General features: G+C 71.5%; 17 protein-coding genes and 1 riboswitch. Of the genes, 9 read left to right on the top strand and 8 right to left on the bottom strand.

Features of this window, described 5'->3' with window-relative positions; genetic code table 11:
- Positions 1–6: 6 nt before the first annotated feature.
- Positions 7–110, top strand: a riboswitch (cyclic di-GMP riboswitch).
- Between the two features lie 41 nt (positions 111–151).
- Entirely contained in the window at positions 152–1,993 is a 1,842-nt protein-coding gene (locus EOD73_RS06655) for a S8 family peptidase (RefSeq protein ID WP_240660616.1), read from the top strand.
- 19 nt (positions 1,994–2,012) lie between these two features.
- Here the strand turns inward: EOD73_RS06655 and EOD73_RS06660 are convergent, their stop codons facing one another.
- Both EOD73_RS06660 and EOD73_RS06665 read right to left on the bottom strand, forming a co-directional pair.
- Positions 2,013–3,095, bottom strand: coding sequence for a WD40/YVTN/BNR-like repeat-containing protein (locus EOD73_RS06660; protein WP_127682028.1), 1,083 nt, complete (start codon positions 3,093–3,095; stop codon positions 2,013–2,015).
- Positions 3,096–3,099: 4 nt separating this feature from the next.
- Positions 3,100–3,360, bottom strand: coding sequence for a MoaD/ThiS family protein (locus EOD73_RS06665; RefSeq protein ID WP_127682030.1), 261 nt, complete (start codon positions 3,358–3,360; stop codon positions 3,100–3,102).
- A gap of 104 nt (positions 3,361–3,464) precedes the next feature.
- Here EOD73_RS06665 and EOD73_RS06670 point away from each other — a divergent pair, with 104 nt between their 5' ends.
- The 7 genes from EOD73_RS06670 (at position 3,465) to EOD73_RS06700 (ending at position 6,919) form a co-directional block, all read left to right on the top strand.
- Positions 3,465–4,061 (top strand): GbsR/MarR family transcriptional regulator, encoded by a 597-nt coding sequence (locus EOD73_RS06670; protein ID WP_127682032.1) that lies wholly within the window; start codon positions 3,465–3,467, stop codon positions 4,059–4,061.
- Between the two features lie 72 nt (positions 4,062–4,133).
- Complete coding sequence (locus EOD73_RS06675; protein WP_127682034.1) at positions 4,134–4,577, top strand: thiol-disulfide oxidoreductase DCC family protein; 444 nt, start codon at positions 4,134–4,136, stop codon at positions 4,575–4,577.
- A gap of 30 nt (positions 4,578–4,607) precedes the next feature.
- Positions 4,608–5,000: a hypothetical protein gene (locus EOD73_RS06680; RefSeq protein WP_127682036.1), complete on the top strand. Its 393-nt coding sequence runs from the start codon at positions 4,608–4,610 to the stop codon at positions 4,998–5,000.
- Position 5,001: 1 nt separating this feature from the next.
- Positions 5,002–5,859 carry an NAD-dependent epimerase/dehydratase family protein gene (locus EOD73_RS06685; protein ID WP_127682038.1) on the top strand — a complete coding sequence of 286 codons (858 nt, stop codon included), beginning with the start codon at positions 5,002–5,004 and terminating at the stop codon, positions 5,857–5,859.
- A complete protein-coding gene (locus tag EOD73_RS06690) occupies positions 5,856–6,224 on the top strand; it encodes a DoxX-like family protein (RefSeq protein ID WP_240660617.1) in 369 nt (122 codons plus the stop codon). The genes EOD73_RS06685 and EOD73_RS06690 overlap by 4 nt, the downstream gene beginning before the upstream one ends.
- Positions 6,221–6,697, top strand: coding sequence for a DUF2269 family protein (locus tag EOD73_RS06695; RefSeq protein ID WP_127682042.1), 477 nt, complete (start codon positions 6,221–6,223; stop codon positions 6,695–6,697). Before EOD73_RS06690 ends, EOD73_RS06695 begins: the two co-directional genes overlap by 4 nt.
- 12 nt (positions 6,698–6,709) lie before the next feature.
- A complete protein-coding gene (locus tag EOD73_RS06700) occupies positions 6,710–6,919 on the top strand; it encodes a SlyX family protein (protein ID WP_127682044.1) in 210 nt (69 codons plus the stop codon).
- A 15-nt stretch (positions 6,920–6,934) separates the two neighbouring features.
- On the opposite strand, the gene EOD73_RS06705 is transcribed toward EOD73_RS06700, so the two are convergent.
- Positions 6,935–7,810, bottom strand: a complete 876-nt coding sequence (locus EOD73_RS06705; RefSeq protein ID WP_127682046.1) for a transporter substrate-binding domain-containing protein — start codon at positions 7,808–7,810, stop codon at positions 6,935–6,937.
- 140 nt (positions 7,811–7,950) lie between these two features.
- On the opposite strand from EOD73_RS06705, the gene EOD73_RS06710 reads away from it, so the two are divergent.
- Positions 7,951–8,766 (top strand): GNAT family N-acetyltransferase, encoded by an 816-nt coding sequence (locus EOD73_RS06710; protein ID WP_240660618.1) that lies wholly within the window; start codon positions 7,951–7,953, stop codon positions 8,764–8,766.
- Positions 8,767–8,842: 76 nt separating this feature from the next.
- Here the strand turns inward: EOD73_RS06710 and EOD73_RS06715 are convergent, their stop codons facing one another.
- The 5 genes from EOD73_RS06715 to EOD73_RS06735 form a co-directional block, all read right to left on the bottom strand.
- Positions 8,843–9,085, bottom strand: coding sequence for a hypothetical protein (locus EOD73_RS06715; RefSeq protein WP_127682048.1), 243 nt, complete (start codon positions 9,083–9,085; stop codon positions 8,843–8,845).
- Positions 9,086–9,222: 137 nt separating this feature from the next.
- Entirely contained in the window at positions 9,223–9,699 is a 477-nt protein-coding gene (locus tag EOD73_RS06720; RefSeq protein WP_127682050.1) for a GNAT family N-acetyltransferase, read from the bottom strand.
- Between the two features lie 215 nt (positions 9,700–9,914).
- On the bottom strand, positions 9,915–10,751 hold the full coding sequence (locus EOD73_RS06725) for a DUF6279 family lipoprotein (RefSeq protein ID WP_127682052.1): 837 nt from the start codon (positions 10,749–10,751) through the stop codon (positions 9,915–9,917).
- A gap of 16 nt (positions 10,752–10,767) precedes the next feature.
- The gene (cphA, locus tag EOD73_RS06730) at positions 10,768–13,347 is read right to left on the bottom strand and encodes a cyanophycin synthetase (protein ID WP_127682054.1); all 2,580 of its coding nucleotides are present in this window, start codon (positions 13,345–13,347) and stop codon (positions 10,768–10,770) included.
- 18 nt (positions 13,348–13,365) lie between these two features.
- Positions 13,366–15,543 carry a cyanophycin synthetase gene (locus EOD73_RS06735; RefSeq protein ID WP_127682056.1) on the bottom strand — a complete coding sequence of 726 codons (2,178 nt, stop codon included), beginning with the start codon at positions 15,541–15,543 and terminating at the stop codon, positions 13,366–13,368.
- Positions 15,544–15,605: the final 62 nt, after the last annotated feature.

A 15,605-nucleotide genomic window follows, 5' to 3' on the forward strand; every position in this document is an offset into this window, starting at 1 on the left:
GGTCGTCCATCCCTTCCGCAAACCCGGTGAAAGCCGGGGACGCAAAGCCTCCGGCCTACAGCCGGGCCTGCTGACCCCAGCGGCCCGACCACGGTAGCGGGGCTGCCAAGGCGACACCGCACGCCTTGGCCTCGAACCCCACGAGGCACCCATGCTCCCCTTCCGCTCCGCGCTCTCGGCCCTGCTTGCTTTGTCCGCCGTGGGCGCCGCCGTGGCCGCCCTGCCCGACGAGCGCGCCCGCCGCCAGCAGGAGTTGGAAACGCAAGACGGCCCGCCCGCCGCATGGCGCCGGATGCAAGGCATGGCGCCGGTGTCGGACCGCCTGATCGTCAAGTACCGCAGCGCCGAGGCGGGCAACAGCGCGCTGAGCCAACAAGCCACCCTGGTGGTGGGCAACCGGCAGGGCGTGGCCTTGTCGCCGCTGCGCACCACCGCCCATGGCGCGCAGGTGCTGCGCCTGAACCGCGCGCTGCGGGTGGAAGAGTTGCGCACGATGGCCGACACCCTGCAGGCCACCGACCCCAACGTGGAGTACGCCGAGCCCGACCTGCTGCTGCAGGCCGCGCTGACGCCCAACGACAGCCTGTACGCCCAGCAGTGGCACCTGAGCAGCAGCACCGCGGGCATCCGCGCGCCGGCGGCTTGGGACCGCGCCACGGGCAGCGGCATCACCGTGGCCGTGATCGACACCGGGGTGCGTCCGCACACCGATTTCAAGTCCAAGCTGCTTCCCGGGTACGACTTCATCACCAGCACCACCATGGCGGGTGACGGCAACGGCCGCGACGCCGATGCCGCCGACGTGGGCGACTTCACCACCGCCGGGCAGTGCAGCACCGGCAGTGCCGCCACCAACAGCTCGTGGCACGGCACGCACGTGGCCGGCATCGTGGCGGCGCAGGGCAACAACGCCCAAGGCGTGGCAGGGGTGGCCTTCAACGCCCGCATCCTACCGGTGCGGGCCCTGGGCCGCTGCGGCGGCTACAGCTCCGACATCGCCGACGCCATCGTCTGGTCGGCCGGCGGCGCGGTGACCGGCGTGCCCACCAACGCCAACCCTGCGCGGGTGATCAACCTGTCGCTGGGCGGCACCGGCGCCTGCGGCACGACCACGCAAAACGCCATCAACACCGCCCGTGCGCGCGGCGCCGTGGTGGTGGTGGCCGCCGGCAACGAACGTGCCGACGCCAGCACCTCCACCCCCGCCAACTGCAAAGGTGTGGTGGTGGTGGCCGCCACCGGCAACACCGGCGGCAAGGCGTCTTACTCCAACACCGGCAGCATCGTGACCCTGGCTGCCCCGGGCGGCGACAGCACCGGCGGCATCTTGTCGACCTACAACGCCGGGAAGACCACCCCGGGCGCCGACAGCTACGGCAACCTGATGGGCACCTCGATGGCCACCCCGGTGGTCAGCGGCGTGGTGGCCTTGATGCTGCAGGCCAAGCCCGCGCTGACGCCCGACCAAGTCAGCACCCTGCTGCGCAGCAGCGCCCGAGCCTTCCCGGCCGCGTGCAGCGGTTGCGGGGCCGGCCTGGTGGACGCCAACGCCGCCGTGCTGGCCGCCAGTGGCGCCACGGCCGCGCCCGCACCGGCCCCCGCTCCGGCACCGGCCCCCGCGCCCGCCCCGGCCCCCACGGGGACGGTCAAGGACCTGGAGCCCAACAACACGGTGGCCACGGCGCAGAAGATCGCCGCTCTGCCCGCCACGGTGGGTGGGGCGCTGGCCACCACGACGGACGAAGACCACTTCCGCGTCACGGTGACCGCCGGCAAGTCTTTGGTGGCCAAGTTGACGACGGGCAGCACCTCGGGCTTCGGCATCGGCGTCTACACGACCTCGGGCCAGCAGTTGATCTTGCTCACGGCCCTGCAAGGCCAAACCTCGCAGGTGACGCTCAAGAACGCGGGCACGGCCAGCATGGACGTGGTGGTGCGCGTGATGCGCAGCACCGGCAACGCCGGCAGCTACACGCTGGCGATGAGCAACTGAACCCGGTTCAGGCGCCGTCTCAGCCGATCTCCACGGCGTAGATCGGCGGCAGATGGGCCGCCACGGCCACCCAGTGCTCGCCGGCATCGTCACTGGCCCACAGGTGGCCGGTGGTGCTGGCCATCAAGAGGCCGCGCCCTTGCGCGTCCACGGTCAGGCCGTGGCGGTAGACCAGGTCGTAACAGTGCTGCTGCGGCAGGCCCTCGCGCAGCACCTCGAAGGTCTGACCGCCATCGCGCGTGCGGGTCACGCACAACGCGGCGTCCACCGGCACGCGCTTCTCGTCCTTGATGGCCGGGACGAACCAGGCCGTGAGCGGGTCGCTCGGGTGCGCGGCCACGGCAAAGCCAAAGCTGCTGGGCTGGGCCTTCAGCTCGGTCCACAGGCCGCCGTGGTTGGCGCTGCGCCAGATGCCGCAGTGGTGCTGGGTCCACAGCACCTCGGGCGCGGCCGAGCAGCGGGCCACGCGGTGCACGTCTTGGATGTTGGGGTTCTCGCCCTGCTCGGGCGGCATGAAGTCGGCCTTCATGCCCTGGGTGTGCACGGCCCAGCTGGCGCCGCCATCGCGCGTGCGCCACACGCCGCCGCAGCTGATGCCGATGCTCAGGTCGTTCGCGTCCTGCGGGTGCGGCAGGATGGAATGGATGCCAGGCTCGGGGTAGCCGCCGCCGAACCATTCCAGGCGGGCGGGCAGCTGCCACAGGCTGTCGACCAACTGCCAGCTGGCCGCGCCGTCGCGCGACACGAACAAGCCGCCCGGCAGCGTGCCGCACCACAGCGCGCCATCCACGCCGCGGGCCAGGCTCCACACCAGGCCCAACTTCCAAGGGAAGGGCTGGGGCGGGGCCTCGGGCTGGGGTGGGTAGGTGGGGCAAGCCACCTCGCGCCAGGTGGCGCCGGCGTCGTCGCTGGCGTGCAGCTTCACCCCAAAGTGGCCCAGGTTCAGCGCCGCCAGCATGAAGCCGCGCTCGTCGGGCGGCAGCACCATGCTGACCGGCTCGGCCAGGAAGCTGACGCGCGCGATCTGCCACGCGCTGGCGCTTCGGCGCAGTTCGAAGAGGCCCTTGCGGGTGGCCACCCAGGCGCGGTCGTTGCGGGTCATCGTGTCAGCCTCCAGACAGGGCCTGCAGCACGTGCACTTGGCTGTGCGGCTGCAAGGCGTGGTTCACGTTCAGGGTTCGCGTGCCGTCCACAAAGGCCGCCACGTTGGGCCGCAGCTGCCCTTGGTCGTCCAGCACGTAGCCGCGCAGGCGGGGGTTCAGGGCAAAGGCGGCGTCCAGCGCGGTGGCCAGGTCGGGCGCGTCCACCTCGACGTCTGGGGTGTCGGTGAATCGACGCAGTTGGGCGGTGAATTGCAATCGGGCCATGGCCCATGGTGGCAGCCCCGAGGCCGTTGCCCATCGGTCACAACCCGTGGCAGCGGCTTAATTTCTGTCTTGACAGAATTTATCGACGCAATAGAGTCGAGCGCATGGAACTCACCGACATCGCCCGCCGCTTCATCGTCCACTGGGGCGAGATGGGCTCGAGCTGGGGCGTCAACCGCAGCGTGGCGCAAATCCATGCGCTGCTGTTCTTCCACGGCACGCCGCTGCACGCCGAGGAGATCGCCGACACCCTGGCCATCGCCCGCAGCAACGTCAGCAACAGCCTGAAGGAGTTGCTGAACTGGAACCTGATCCGCGTGACCCATGTGCTGGGCGACCGGCGGGATTACTACGAGACCAGCGGCGACGTGTGGGAGCTGTTCCGCACCATCGTTCGCGAGCGCAAGGAGCGCGAGTTCGACCCCACGGTGCGCCTGCTGCGCGAACTGGCGGCCGACCCCGCGCTGGGTGGCGAATCGCCCGCCGCGCAAGACCGCCTGCGCAGCACCATGGCCTTCATGCAAACCTTGGGCGCCTGGAGCGACGAGATGCTGCGCCTGTCGCCGGCCACGTTGGAGAAGATCTTGAAGCTGGGCGCGCAGGTGCAGCGCTTCGTGCGTGCGCCCGAGGCCGAACCCGGGCCTGGCGACGCGAACGCCAACCCCCAGCCGCCTTTGCCGCCGGTGATTCCGCCCTACTGAGCCTTGCCCCTGCGGGCGCCCTGGCGCCCTTTCTTTGGCTTCTTGATTTCACTTTATACAGAAATACCAGCTATGACGAACATCGAACTCACCACCTACTACGACGGTGCCTGCCAGCTCTGCCGCGCCGAGATGCGCAACCTGATGCGGCGCAACACCGAAGGCCGCGTGGACTTCGTGGATGCGGCCGCGCCCGGCTTCGACGCCGGGGCGCTGGGCCTCACGCAAGAGGCCGTGATGAACGCCTTGCACGTGCGCACCGCCTCCGGCGACTGGCTGGTGGGCGTGCCCGCCTTCGAGGCCCTGTACCGCACCCTGGGCCTGCCCTGGGTATCGGCCGCCCTGCGCCAGCCCCTGCTGGCCGCCGTGGCGGCGCGCGTTTACCCCTGGGTGGTGCGGCACCGCCACCACCTGCCGCGCGCGCCCATCACCTGGCTGTTCGAGCGGGCCGGTCGTCGCGCCGCCGAACGCGCCGCCGCCCGTCGCTGCGACGACAGCGACACATGCCGCCTTTGACGGCGAATTCCTCAACCCTCGGAGAGCCCCATGACCGACTCGCTGCAATTCCTGCTCGCTCTCGCGCTCGCCGCCCTGGGTCCTGTGGCCGCGCTGCGCTACCTGCAACCCATCCTGCTGCCCGTGCTGCGCACCCAGTGCGAGGAAGGCGGGCAAGGCGCCGAGTTTTGGATGCGCAGCGCCTACGTGTTGGCCGTGTGCGGCACCCTGCTGTTGACGCTGAGCTTCGGCCAGTACCGCGGCGATCTGCTGCACACGCTGGAGCGTTCGTTGTGGCTGGTGGCCGCCGGCACCTTCGTCACCGTGGCCTTCATCGCACGGCAGGTGTGGGCCCCGGTGCGAGAAAGCCGCGCCTTGCGGCGGCTTGAGGCCGAGCGCGCGGCCCGCGCGCGCCCCGGCCCGGTGACCCCAACGGGAGCCTGAGATGCGCGTGCTTCTCGTCGGCGCCGGCGGCTTCGTGGGCCGACATACGGCCCACGCCTTGGCAGCGCAGGGCCACGCGGTGGCCACCCTGGATGGACGGCTGGACTGGGCCGAGGCCCACCGCGCCAAAGCCTGGCTGCCGCTGCTGGGCGAGGTGGACGCGGCGATCTACCTGCCCGGCACCATGCGCGACCGCCTGCAAGGCCGCAACGGCTGGTTGGAGCGCCTGCACCACCACGCCCCCGCGGCCCTGGCAGAGGCCTGCGTGCTCGCCGGCGTGCCGCGGCTGACGCACGTGTCGGTGCTGTGCCGGGGCGACAGCGCCTACGCTCGCACCAAGCGCGCGGGCGACGCCGCCGTGCAGGCCGTGGCCCAAGGCACCGGCTTGATCGCCCACGTCGTGCAGCCCAGCCTGGTGCTGGGCGAACGCGGCATCACCAGCCGGCAGTTGGAGCAACTCAGCCGCCTCCCCGTTTGGCCCCTGCCCGCGGCGATGCAACGCTGCCAAGTGCAGCCCCTGCGCGTGGAGGACCTGGCCGACGCCCTGGTGGCCACGCTGGGCGCGGCCGCCCCAGCCGCACCTTGGCACGCCGTGGGCCCCGAAACCGACGCGCTGCCGCACTGGCTGCAGCGCCGGCGTGCGCAGCGCGGCCAGCGCCCCGCCCGGGTGCTGACCCTCCCGGACGCCGTGGCCATGGCCACCGCCGCCCTGGGAGACCACGTGCGCTTCACCAGTTGGAGCCGCGAGACCTGGGCCTTGATGGCCCACGACAGCGCCAGCGCCGACCCACGCGCGCCGCAGCGCCTGGCCGACTTGCTGGGCCGGCCGCTGAGACCGGCGCTGGAGGGCGCATGGTGACCCGTCCCCTCCACCGCGATGGGCCGCGCGCCGCCCTGGTGACCGTGTGGCTGGGCACGGCCGCCGCCAGCCTGTGGGACGGCGGTGCGCACGGCCAAACCCTGCTGCAGCGCCTGGGCCTCGGTGCCGGCCTGGCGCTGGCCCTGGTGTGGGCCGGCGCGCTGTGGGACCTGACCTTGGGCCTGTGGCTCGCACGGCGTCCCAGCGCCCTGACCTACCGCGCCGCGCTGTGGGGCATGGTGGGCATGACGGCGCTGGCCACCGCCTGGTTGCCCGCCCTGTGGCTGGACCCGCTGGGCCCGCTGCTGAAGAACCTCGCCATCGCCGCGCTGCTGCTGCAAGGCCTGCAGCGCCATCCCCCATGAGCGCCTACCTCGTCCTCAAGTGCCTGCACATCGTCAGCAGCGTCTTGCTCGTCGGCACCGGCTTCGGCACGGCCTTCTACCTGTTCTTCACCAACCGCCAGCCCAGCCTGGAAGCCCGCGTGGTGGTGGCGCGCTTGGTGGTGCGGGCCGACCTGTGGTTCACCACGCCGGCCGTCATCGTGCAGCCGCTCACCGGGGTGGCCATGGTGCGCATGGCCGGCTGGCCCTGGGACAGCCCCTGGCTGCTGGCGTCCATCGCGCTCTACGCCCTGGCCGGCGCCTGCTGGCTGCCCGTGCTGTGGCTGCAGTTGCGCATGGCCCGGATGGCCGAGCAGGCGGTGGCCACCGGCACGGCGCTGCCGCCCACGTACCGCCGGCTGCAGCGCGCGTGGGAATGGCTGGGTTACCCGGCCTTTGCCGCCATGCTGGCGGTGTACGCGCTGATGGTGCTCAAGCCGCCGCTTTGGGGCTGAGACACTGCGCGCATGAGCGACCGAACCGACGCCCGCCTGACCGAGCTGGAAATCAAAGCCTGCTTTGCCGACGACCTGCTGGAGCAGCTGAACCAACTGGTGGCGCGCCAGCAGCAGCAAATCGACCTGCTGCAGCGCGAGCTGCTGTCGCTGCGCCAACAGGTGCGCGACCAACCCAGCCACGGCAACAGCCCGGTCGACGAGCGCCCGCCGCACTACTGAGCGGGGCAGCGCGCCTCAGGTCGGGCGCCACCACAGCTCGCGGCGGTGCAGCGGCGTGTCGGCCGGCAAGTGGGGGTTGTGCAGCTCGATCACGCGGCGCTGCGCCACCTTGAGCGGCGCCACCAGGGGCTTCACGTGCTGCTGGAACAGGCGGTCCATCCGCCCGCTGGCCACCAAGCGGTTCAGGCCCAGGGTCAGCGCCTCGGCCAGCTCGGCGTCCTCGCGGTGCACGAAGGCGTAAATTGCGGCCGGGTAGCTGAGCACCAGGTGCGGGTCGATGACGCATCGGTCTTGGTGCCGCTCTTGGTCCCAGGCCACCTCGGCCACCGAACGCGGAAAGGCCTGTGCCGGGCCGGTGTCGAGCAGGCGGAACAAGGCCTCGAAGGACTGTGCCGTGTGCACCGTCAGCCCGTTGGCACGCAGCAGCGTGGTGTCGGGCCAGTCGTGGCCCTGCACCATCGGCACCTTGCGCAGATCGTCCAAGTGCCGCACGCCGGCCAACAGGTCGGGCGTTCGCCGCGACACGAGCATCACCCGCCAACCGTAAAGCCCCTTGTAGAGCGGGATGCGCACGGGGCGCAGTTGCGCCTCGCGCTCCGGGGTGGTCATGGTCCAGGTCACCTGCAAGCTGCCGGTGCCCTCTTCCAGCTCGCGCAAGGCGCGGGTCTGCACCATGGGCCAGCGGCTGGGTGCCAGGCGGTGCGCAAAGCCGGCCTCGGTCAGGGCCAGGCCCAACAAGCGCACGACGTACTCGCGCTCCTCCGACAGCCCGCGCAGGCTGCGGGGGTAGTGGATGGTTCGGGGGGGCGCCTCTCCCCCCCAGCCGGGCAGCGCACAGCCCAGGCCCAGGGCCCCCAGGGCGATGCGGCGACCGAGCGGCGGAACGTTCATGACCGCAGCTTACGAGGCCAGGCGTCGCTTGCCCTCGGCAGATGCCCGCCCTCGGCGGGCCCGCCTGTCATGCAAACGCCACGGCCTTGCCACGGGCCCGTCACACAGCCGCCCCACCATGACGGCTCATGCAGCACCCGATGCCCCACCTTTCGTCCAGCACGGTCGCCCCCCTGCGCCTGCTGCCCGCCACCGAAGCGCGCGCCGTCGAGCTGCGCGCCTCCTGGGCGCGCCACCCGGCCGAGGTGCGCGAGGCCCAGCGCCTTCGCCACGCGGTGTTCGCCGAGGAGAAGGGCGCCCGCCTGCGCCCGCTCCCCGGCACTGCCCCCGGGCTGGATGCCGACCTGTACGACCCGCACTGCGAGCACCTGCTGGTGCGGGCCGTGCCCTTGGGCGAAGACAGCGGACCGGTGGTCGCCACCTACCGCGTGCTGTTGCCCGAAGCGGCCAAGCGCCTGGGCGGCTTCTACGCCGAACAGCGCTTCGACCTGGTGCGCCTGCGCGCCCACCGCCCGCGGTTGGCCGAGTTGGGGCGGGCCTGCGTGCACCCCGATCACCGCCAAGGGGCCGCGCTGCTGATGATGTGGGGCGAGATCGTGGCCTTGCTGGCGCGCCACGGCGTCGATTACGCCCTGGGCAGCGTGAGCCTGTGCGCCCGCGACGGCGGGGCCCGGGCCTGGGCGGTTTGGCAGCAGGTGGCCAGCCAGCACCTGGCCCCGCTGGAGTGGCAGGTTCGCAGCCGCAGCCCGCTGCCGCGCCCCCTGCGTCCGCACACCGGCGAGTGCGTCCTCGACCCCCTGCTGCGCGGCTACCTGAAGCTGCACGCCCAGCTCTTGGGCGAGCCGGCCTGGGACGGCGACTTCCAATGCGCCGACCTGCCGGTGATGGTGCGCCTGGACGCCCTGCCCGGCCGCTTCCGCCGCCAGCTCGCCCAACCCCTTCGCTGGGCCGCCTGAGCACCGACCAACAACAAGGCCCAACCCCCTCGCGGGGGTTGGGCCTTGTTGCGTTTCCCCACCGCCGGGGGCGGGGTCAGGCGCGGACGTTGGCGGCGCCGCGCTGCGCCACCACGATGACGGTGGGCAACTGCGCCACGGGCGCGGCCCGCTTGACGGTCATCACGACCGGGGGCAACTGCACCACGGTGGCGGCGGACGCCGGGTGGTGCGTGGCCCAGGTGGCGGCGCTGGCGAAGGTCAGGCCGGCCATCACGGCGATGCTGAGAACGCCGCCGACGTGGTCGAGGACGGGAACGGGGCTGAAGGTCTGGCTCATGGTCGGCTCCTGGCGGTGGGTGGCGTGTTGCGGTGAGTGAACTGTGCGCGTTCCACCCCGCCCCCACCACCGGCTTGCGACGGGCCGACGCCGCACGCGATCGGCAGCAGAAATGCCGACACGAACGGCGGCCGGCCTCAGCCGGCCAAGGTCCGCAGCGCCTCGCCCGTGACCCGGCAAATGCGCCAGTCGGGCAGCACCGTGGCCCCCATGCGCTCGTAGAAGCGGATGGCCGGCGTGTTCCAGTCCAGCACGCTCCACTCGAAGCGCCCGCAGCCGCGGGCCACCGCCAGTTGGGCCAGGTGCCGCAGCAAGGCCTGCCCCAGGCCCGACCCGCGGTGCGCGGGCTGGACGTACAGGTCCTCCAAGTACAGCCCCGGCTGGGCGAGGAAGGTCGAGAAGTTGGTGAAGTACAGCGCGAACGCCACCACCACCCCTTCGACTTCGGCGACCACCGCCTCGGCGGCCGGGTGCGGGCCGAACAGGTGCTGCTGGAGCTTTTCGGGCGTGGTTTGGACGAGGTGACCGAGTTTTTCGTAGTCGGCCAACTCACAGATCAGGCCGGCCAAGGCCGGCGCATCGCCCGCCAAAGCGGGCCGCAATTGAAAGGTCATGGGGTGCCCCAGGGCATGGCAGGTCGCAAAGGCCGCCGAGCATAGGACGCGCAAAAAAAAGCGAGCGCCAGGCGCTCGCGGAAGTCAGGCCCCGGCAGCCGCAAGGCCGCCGCGCCCAAGAGGACCCCCCATGGGGTGAACCCAGTGTGCCGGCCGGGGCGTCCAGCGCCACCCGGCATGCGACCAACGGGCGCTTCGCGGGGACGAACTGCAACTCAACGCGCCACGTGGAGCCGCCCCAACTCCTGGCGCCACTCGGCCCAGCGCTGGGCGGTGGCGCGCCGTTGCTCGGCCTGGGCCAAGGCCACCACGGCCAGCGCATCGGCCGCCACGGCGTCGCGCAGGGCCTGCTCGCTGGCGCTGCGGGCCCCCGGCACCTGGTTCAGGGCCAGCATCAGGTGGCGCACGCCGTTGCTTTGCTGCCCGGCGGCCCAGTCGCGCAGGCCAGCCACGGCCTGGGCTTGGCGCTGCTCGCGCTGCGCGCGCCAGGCGACCAGGTCCACCGGCCAGTGTGCCGCGCGCTCGCGCGCCAGGGCTTCTTGGGGGCGGCTCAGGTCACCGGTCCAGCGGGCCAGGCTGCGCGTGAAGCCCTTCTCACGCGCCCGGCGGCGGGCGTCCTCGCTGCCCTGCTGCTCGCGCCACCACCGGGCCTGCCGTTCGTCGATGGCCCGCTGCAAGTCGGTCCACTGCGCCGGGCTCAGGCTGGCCAGCAGCGGCGTGGCCAAGGGGGCCAGGTGGGCCAGGCTGCGCTCTACCGACTGGGCCAGGCCGGCCTCCAGCGCGGCCAAGGCCCGGGTGTCCAGGCTGCCTGCCTTCAAGCCCTGCTCGGCCTGGGCCAGCAAGGCCTGCAAGCGCGGCAACTCTTCCCGGCGGTGCCAGGCTTGCCACTGCGCCCAAGCGCGGTCGAACTGGGCCTGCTGGGTGCGGTCCAGGTCGACGTAGTCGTCCACCCACCACGAGGCCAGCCGCGGCAGTTGCTCGTAGCCCAGGCGCAGGCTGCTGCAGGCGCTCAGCAGCACGGCCAACCCCAAGATCCACAGCACGCGGCGCATGGGGCTGGCAGGGCGTTCAAGCCGCTTGGCAGCGCTGCCGCAGGTGGGCCAGCGCCTCTTCCACTTGGTCCACCAGCACCAGGCACAGGTCGCCTTCTTGCAAGAAGGAGAACGCGTGGTCGATGGCGGCGAACTCGCCCCGGATGTCGTCGATGCGCGTGGTGCGCTTGGCGCCTTCGAGGCCTTGGCGCAGCAAGGCCACGACCTCGCCGTCCTCGCGGCCGCGCTGGCAAGCGTCCTGGTACAGCACGACGTGGTCGAAGGCCGTGCCCAAGATTTGCGTCTGCTCGACGATGTCCTGGTCGCGGCGGTCGCCGGCGCCGCTGATGACGACCATACGGCGCTTGGCCGGGATGGCGTCCACCGCGGCCACCAGGGCGCGCATGGCGTCGGGGTTGTGGCCGTAGTCGGCGATGACCGTGGCGCCCTGGAACTCCATGACGTTGAAGCGGCCCGGCGCGTTGTCGCCATCGCTGTTGAAGCTGGCCAGGCCGCGGCGGATCGCGTCCCAGGTCAGGCCCGCGCCCCAGGCCGCCGCGACGGCGGCCATGGCGTTCTCGACCTGGAAGCCGAGCTGACCGCCCCGCGTCAAGGGCACGTCCCGCAGCGGGATCGACTCGCGCCAGGCCCCGTCGCTGGCCACGATGGCGCCTTCGTCCACGAACACGCAGCGCTTGCCCTGCGCGCGGTGGGTGGCCATCAGGGGCAGGTGGCGGTCGGCGCAGAAGTAAATGATCTTGCCCGGGCACAGCGGGGCCATGCTGGCCACCAGCGGGTCGGCCGCGTTGAGCACGGCGTAGCCGTCGGGGCTCACGTTCTGCACGATGACCGACTTGACGCGCTTGATGTCTTCGGGCGTCTCGAGGTAGTTCATGCCCAGGTGGTCGCCGGCGCCCACGTTGGTCACCACGGCCACCGCGCAGCGGTCGAAGCCCAGGCCCTCACGCAGGATGCCGCCGCGCGCGCACTCCAGCACCGCGGCCTCCACGTCGGGGTGCATCAGCACGTTGCGGGCACTCTTGGGGCCGGAGCAGTCGCCGCTGTCGATCTGGCGACCGTCGACGTACACGCCGTCGGTGTTGGTCATGCCCACCGTCATGCCCGAGGTGGCGAACAGGTGGGTGATGAGACGCGCCGTGGTCGTCTTGCCGTTGGTGCCGGTGACGGCCACGACGGGGATGCGACCGTCGGCGTTCTTGTCGGGGCCGTAGATGCTTTGGATGACGGCCTTGCCCACGTTGCGGCCCTTGCCGTAGCTGGGGCTCAGGTGCATGCGCAGGCCCGGCGCGGCGTTGACTTCCACGATGCCGCCGCTTTGCTCTTCGAGCGGGCGCAGCACGCTCTCGGCCACCACGTCGACGCCGCAGACGTGCAAGCCCACGATCTGCGCCGCGGCGATGGCGCGCTGCGCCACCTCGGGGTGCACGTCGTCGGTCACGTCGGTGGCGCTGCCGCCGGTGCTGAGGTTGGCGTTGTTGCGCAGGATCACGCGCTGGCCCTTGGCCGGCACGCTGTCGGGCTCCAGGCCCTGCTGGCGGATGCGCTCGATCGCGATGTCGTCCAGGCGCATCTTGGTCAGCGAGGTGGCATGGCCATCGCCCCGGCGGGGGTCCTTGTTGACCTCGTCCACCAGCTCGCGCACGGTGTGCACGCCGTCGCCACTGACTTGCGGTGGGTCGCGGCGGGCCGCGGCCACCAGCTGGTTGCCCACGACCAACAGGCGGAAGTCGCTGCCGGGCAAGAACTTCTCGACCATGGGCGTGCCGATGTCTTCGGCCGCCTTGTAGGCCAGCTCGAAGTGCTCGCGCGTCATCACGTTGACGGTGACGCCCTTGCCTTGGTTGCCGTCCAGGGGCTTGACCACGACCGGCAGGCCGATTTCGAGCGCGGCCTCCCAGCCGTCGTCCAGGCTGTCCACGGGGCGGCCGATGGGCACGGGCACGCCGGCGCTTTGCAGCAGGCGCTTGGACAGGTCTTTGTCTTGCGCGATGGATTCGCTCACGGCGCTGGTGGCGTCCACCTCGGCGGCCCAGATGCGGCGCTGCTTGTGGCCCCAGCCGAACTGGACCAGGCTGCCTTGGGTCAGCCGGCGGTAGGGCACACCGCGCGCCACGGCGGCGTTGACGATGCTGCCGGTGGACGGGCCCAGGCGCACGTCTTCGTCGAGCTCGCGCAGCTGCTTGATGACGGCGTCGTCGTCCCAGTCGCTGCGGCCGTCCAGAGCGGCCTGCACCAGCTTGACGGCCTCGTCAAACGCCAGCCGGCCGACGTCTTCCTCGCTGTACTCCACCACCACCTGAAAGTGGCCGGCGGTGGGCGTGACGTGGGTCGTGCTGAAGGTCACCGGGCAGCCGGCCTGGGCCTGCAGGGCCAGGGCCGCTTGCTCCAGGACGTGGGCCAGGCTCACCGGCACGCGCTGCCCCGAGGCCGGGCGCAGCGGCCCCATGCCCGGGAACAAGGCGCGCAGCCGCGTCTCGAAGCCCGGCAGTTCGTCGATGTTGCATTCGGCCGGTTGGCAGATGACCACGACCTCCACCGCGGTGTGGCGGCTCCAGAGGTTCGGGCCCCGCAGGGCGCGCAAGCGAGAAACGTCCATCGCGTTCGTCTCGGTTTCTTATTGAGGAAGGGCCGGCACGAAGGTGTCCAGGCCGGCAATGATCAATTCGGGAGAGATGCCCAGCGCCCAGGCCGCGCCCACGGCGGCCAGCACGGCCGGCGCGTCGACTTGCAAGCCGGCGGTTGCAAACCGCGCCTGCAAATCGGCCACGTGCGCGCCCTGCACCTCGCCCGTGGGCGCCAGCAGCACGGCCTGGCCGGCGCGCAACACCACGGCGCGGCCGCCGGCGTGCAGGTGGGCCTGCAGCGCGGCGTTGTCCTCGTCGCGGCTGTAGAAGATGACCTCGCCGTCGCACAGCTCGGCCATGGCGGCCACCTGCGGGTCTTCGGCGTTGAGCACCGCCGCGCCATCGGGCAGCACCACGTCCACCTGCGTGCGCAGCACCTTGAAGAGCTGGGCCGGCTCGTGCACGTCGTGCACGTGCAAGGCCTCGGTCAGGGTCAGGTCGGTGACCACGCCCACCAGGCAGCGGTCGTAGGCCAAGCCGTCGTTCAGGATGGCCATGGCGTCGTTCTCGGCCACCACGGCGTCCACGCGGCGGTTCATCAGCAGGCGGTGCGCGGCATCGAAGGGCTTCTTGAAGCGCTTTTCCACCTGCCGGGCGCCGAGGAACAGGCCGTCGGCGCAGGCCAAGCCCACCTGCTTGCCGTGCAGGTGCAACAACCAGGCCACCAGGCGGCCGATGGTCGCCGTGCCCTGCGTGCCGGCCACGCCCACGATGGGGATGCGACCCGTTTCGTCCTCGGCGAACAGGTGGTCGACGATGGCCTGGCCCACCGGCTGGGGCAGGCCTTCGGCGGGCTTCAAGTGCATCAGCAAGCCGGGGCCGGCGTTGACCTCGACGATGGCGCCGCCTTGTTCTTGCAGCGGGCGGCCGATGTCTTCGGCCACCAGGTCGATGCCCGCGATGTCCAGGCCCACGGTGCGCGCGGCCAGGCCCACGGCATAGGCCACCTCGGGGTGCACCTCCGGCGTGCAGTCGATGGCCACGTTGCCGTTGCGCTGGATGAGCACGCGCTGGCCGTGCGCCGGCACCGACTCGACGCGCAGGTTCTGCCGCTGCAACTCGAGCATCACCACCGGGTCTTCTTCCGGCACCACGCGGTTCAAGGGGAAGTCTTCCGTCAGGCCGCGACGGGGGTCGGTGTTGATCTGCTGGTCGATGAGTTGTTTGACGCTGTGCTTGCCGTCGCCCACCACCCAGGCCGACTCGCCGCGCGCCGCGGCCACCAGCTTGCCGCCCACCACCAGCAGGCGGTGCTCGTTGCCCGGGATGCAGCGCTCGACGAGCACCTCGGAGCCCTCGCGGTCGGCCAGGGCGAAGGCGGCGTGCACGTCGGCCTCTTCCTTCAGGTCCAAGGTCACGCCCCGGCCATGGTTGCCGTCGCTGGGCTTGACGACCACGGGCAGGCCCAGGTCTTGGGCCGCTTCCCAGGCTTCTTCCGGGCTCTTGACCACCACGCCCTCGGGCACCGGCACGCCCACGGCCTTGAGCAGGGCCTTGGTCAGGTCCTTGTCGCGGGCGATGCCTTCGGCGATGGCGCTGGTGCGGTCGGTCTCGGCCGTCCAAATCCGGCGCTGCTTGGCGCCGTGGCCCAGCTGCACCAGGTTGCCGTCGTTCAGGCGGATGTGCGGGATCCGGCGGTCGGTGGCCGCGGCCACGATGGCGGCCGTCGACGGGCCGAGGTAGCAGTCGTCGATGGTGTCGCGCAACCGCGCCACGGCGGCGGGCAGGTCGAAGGCCTCGTCGTTGATGGCGGCCATCAAGAGCGCGTGGCCCTCCTTCAGCGCGGCGCGGGCCACTTGCTCGTCGCGCGCCCGGAACACCATGCGGTAAACGCCCCGCTGGCTGGTGGAGCGCGTCTGGCCGAAGCCGGTGGGCATGCCCGCCAGGTTCAGCAGCTCGATCACGACGTGCTCCAGCACGTGGCCGCACCAGGTGCCCTCTTGCAAGCGCTGCAAGAAGCCGCCCCGCTCGCCCACCCCGCAGTGGTGCTCCACCAAAGCGGGCAGCCAGGCGCACAGGCGCTCGTTCATGCCCGGCAATTGGTTGGAGGGGAAGTCCTCCAACTCGCCCAGGTCGAGCCAGGTTTCGAGGCAGGACCGGTAGGTCCAGATGTTGGGACCGCGCAAATAGTTGATGCGCAACAGCTTGATGTCGTTCTTCTTGCTCATGGACAGGGCCAAGGGCTGGGGGCGATGGGCCTCATTCTGCGCTGACAATCGCCGCCGATTCG

It is taken from the genome of Inhella crocodyli (genome assembly GCF_004004565.1).
Taxonomy (GTDB): domain Bacteria; phylum Pseudomonadota; class Gammaproteobacteria; order Burkholderiales; family Burkholderiaceae_C; genus Inhella; species Inhella crocodyli.

What these genes read in the sequence shown, in the direction of transcription:
- cphA (WP_127682054.1), bottom strand. Translation starts at nt 13,347, where the DNA reads ATGGACGTTTCTCGCTTGCGCGCCCTGCGGGGCCCGAACCTCTGGAGC.
- EOD73_RS06695 (WP_127682042.1), top strand. Translation starts at nt 6,221, where the DNA reads ATGAGCGCCTACCTCGTCCTCAAGTGCCTGCACATCGTCAGCAGCGTC.
- EOD73_RS06720 (WP_127682050.1), bottom strand. Translation starts at nt 9,699, where the DNA reads ATGACCTTTCAATTGCGGCCCGCTTTGGCGGGCGATGCGCCGGCCTTG.
- EOD73_RS06700 (WP_127682044.1), top strand. Translation starts at nt 6,710, where the DNA reads ATGAGCGACCGAACCGACGCCCGCCTGACCGAGCTGGAAATCAAAGCC.
- EOD73_RS06705 (WP_127682046.1), bottom strand. Translation starts at nt 7,810, where the DNA reads ATGAACGTTCCGCCGCTCGGTCGCCGCATCGCCCTGGGGGCCCTGGGC.
- EOD73_RS06715 (WP_127682048.1), bottom strand. Translation starts at nt 9,085, where the DNA reads ATGAGCCAGACCTTCAGCCCCGTTCCCGTCCTCGACCACGTCGGCGGC.
- EOD73_RS06710 (WP_240660618.1), top strand. Translation starts at nt 7,951, where the DNA reads ATGCCCCACCTTTCGTCCAGCACGGTCGCCCCCCTGCGCCTGCTGCCC.
- EOD73_RS06670 (WP_127682032.1), top strand. Translation starts at nt 3,465, where the DNA reads ATGGAACTCACCGACATCGCCCGCCGCTTCATCGTCCACTGGGGCGAG.
- EOD73_RS06655 (WP_240660616.1), top strand. Translation starts at nt 152, where the DNA reads ATGCTCCCCTTCCGCTCCGCGCTCTCGGCCCTGCTTGCTTTGTCCGCC.
- EOD73_RS06660 (WP_127682028.1), bottom strand. Translation starts at nt 3,095, where the DNA reads ATGACCCGCAACGACCGCGCCTGGGTGGCCACCCGCAAGGGCCTCTTC.
- EOD73_RS06665 (WP_127682030.1), bottom strand. Translation starts at nt 3,360, where the DNA reads ATGGCCCGATTGCAATTCACCGCCCAACTGCGTCGATTCACCGACACC.
- EOD73_RS06685 (WP_127682038.1), top strand. Translation starts at nt 5,002, where the DNA reads ATGCGCGTGCTTCTCGTCGGCGCCGGCGGCTTCGTGGGCCGACATACG.
- EOD73_RS06725 (WP_127682052.1), bottom strand. Translation starts at nt 10,751, where the DNA reads ATGCGCCGCGTGCTGTGGATCTTGGGGTTGGCCGTGCTGCTGAGCGCC.
- EOD73_RS06680 (WP_127682036.1), top strand. Translation starts at nt 4,608, where the DNA reads ATGACCGACTCGCTGCAATTCCTGCTCGCTCTCGCGCTCGCCGCCCTG.
- EOD73_RS06675 (WP_127682034.1), top strand. Translation starts at nt 4,134, where the DNA reads ATGACGAACATCGAACTCACCACCTACTACGACGGTGCCTGCCAGCTC.
- EOD73_RS06735 (WP_127682056.1), bottom strand. Translation starts at nt 15,543, where the DNA reads ATGAGCAAGAAGAACGACATCAAGCTGTTGCGCATCAACTATTTGCGC.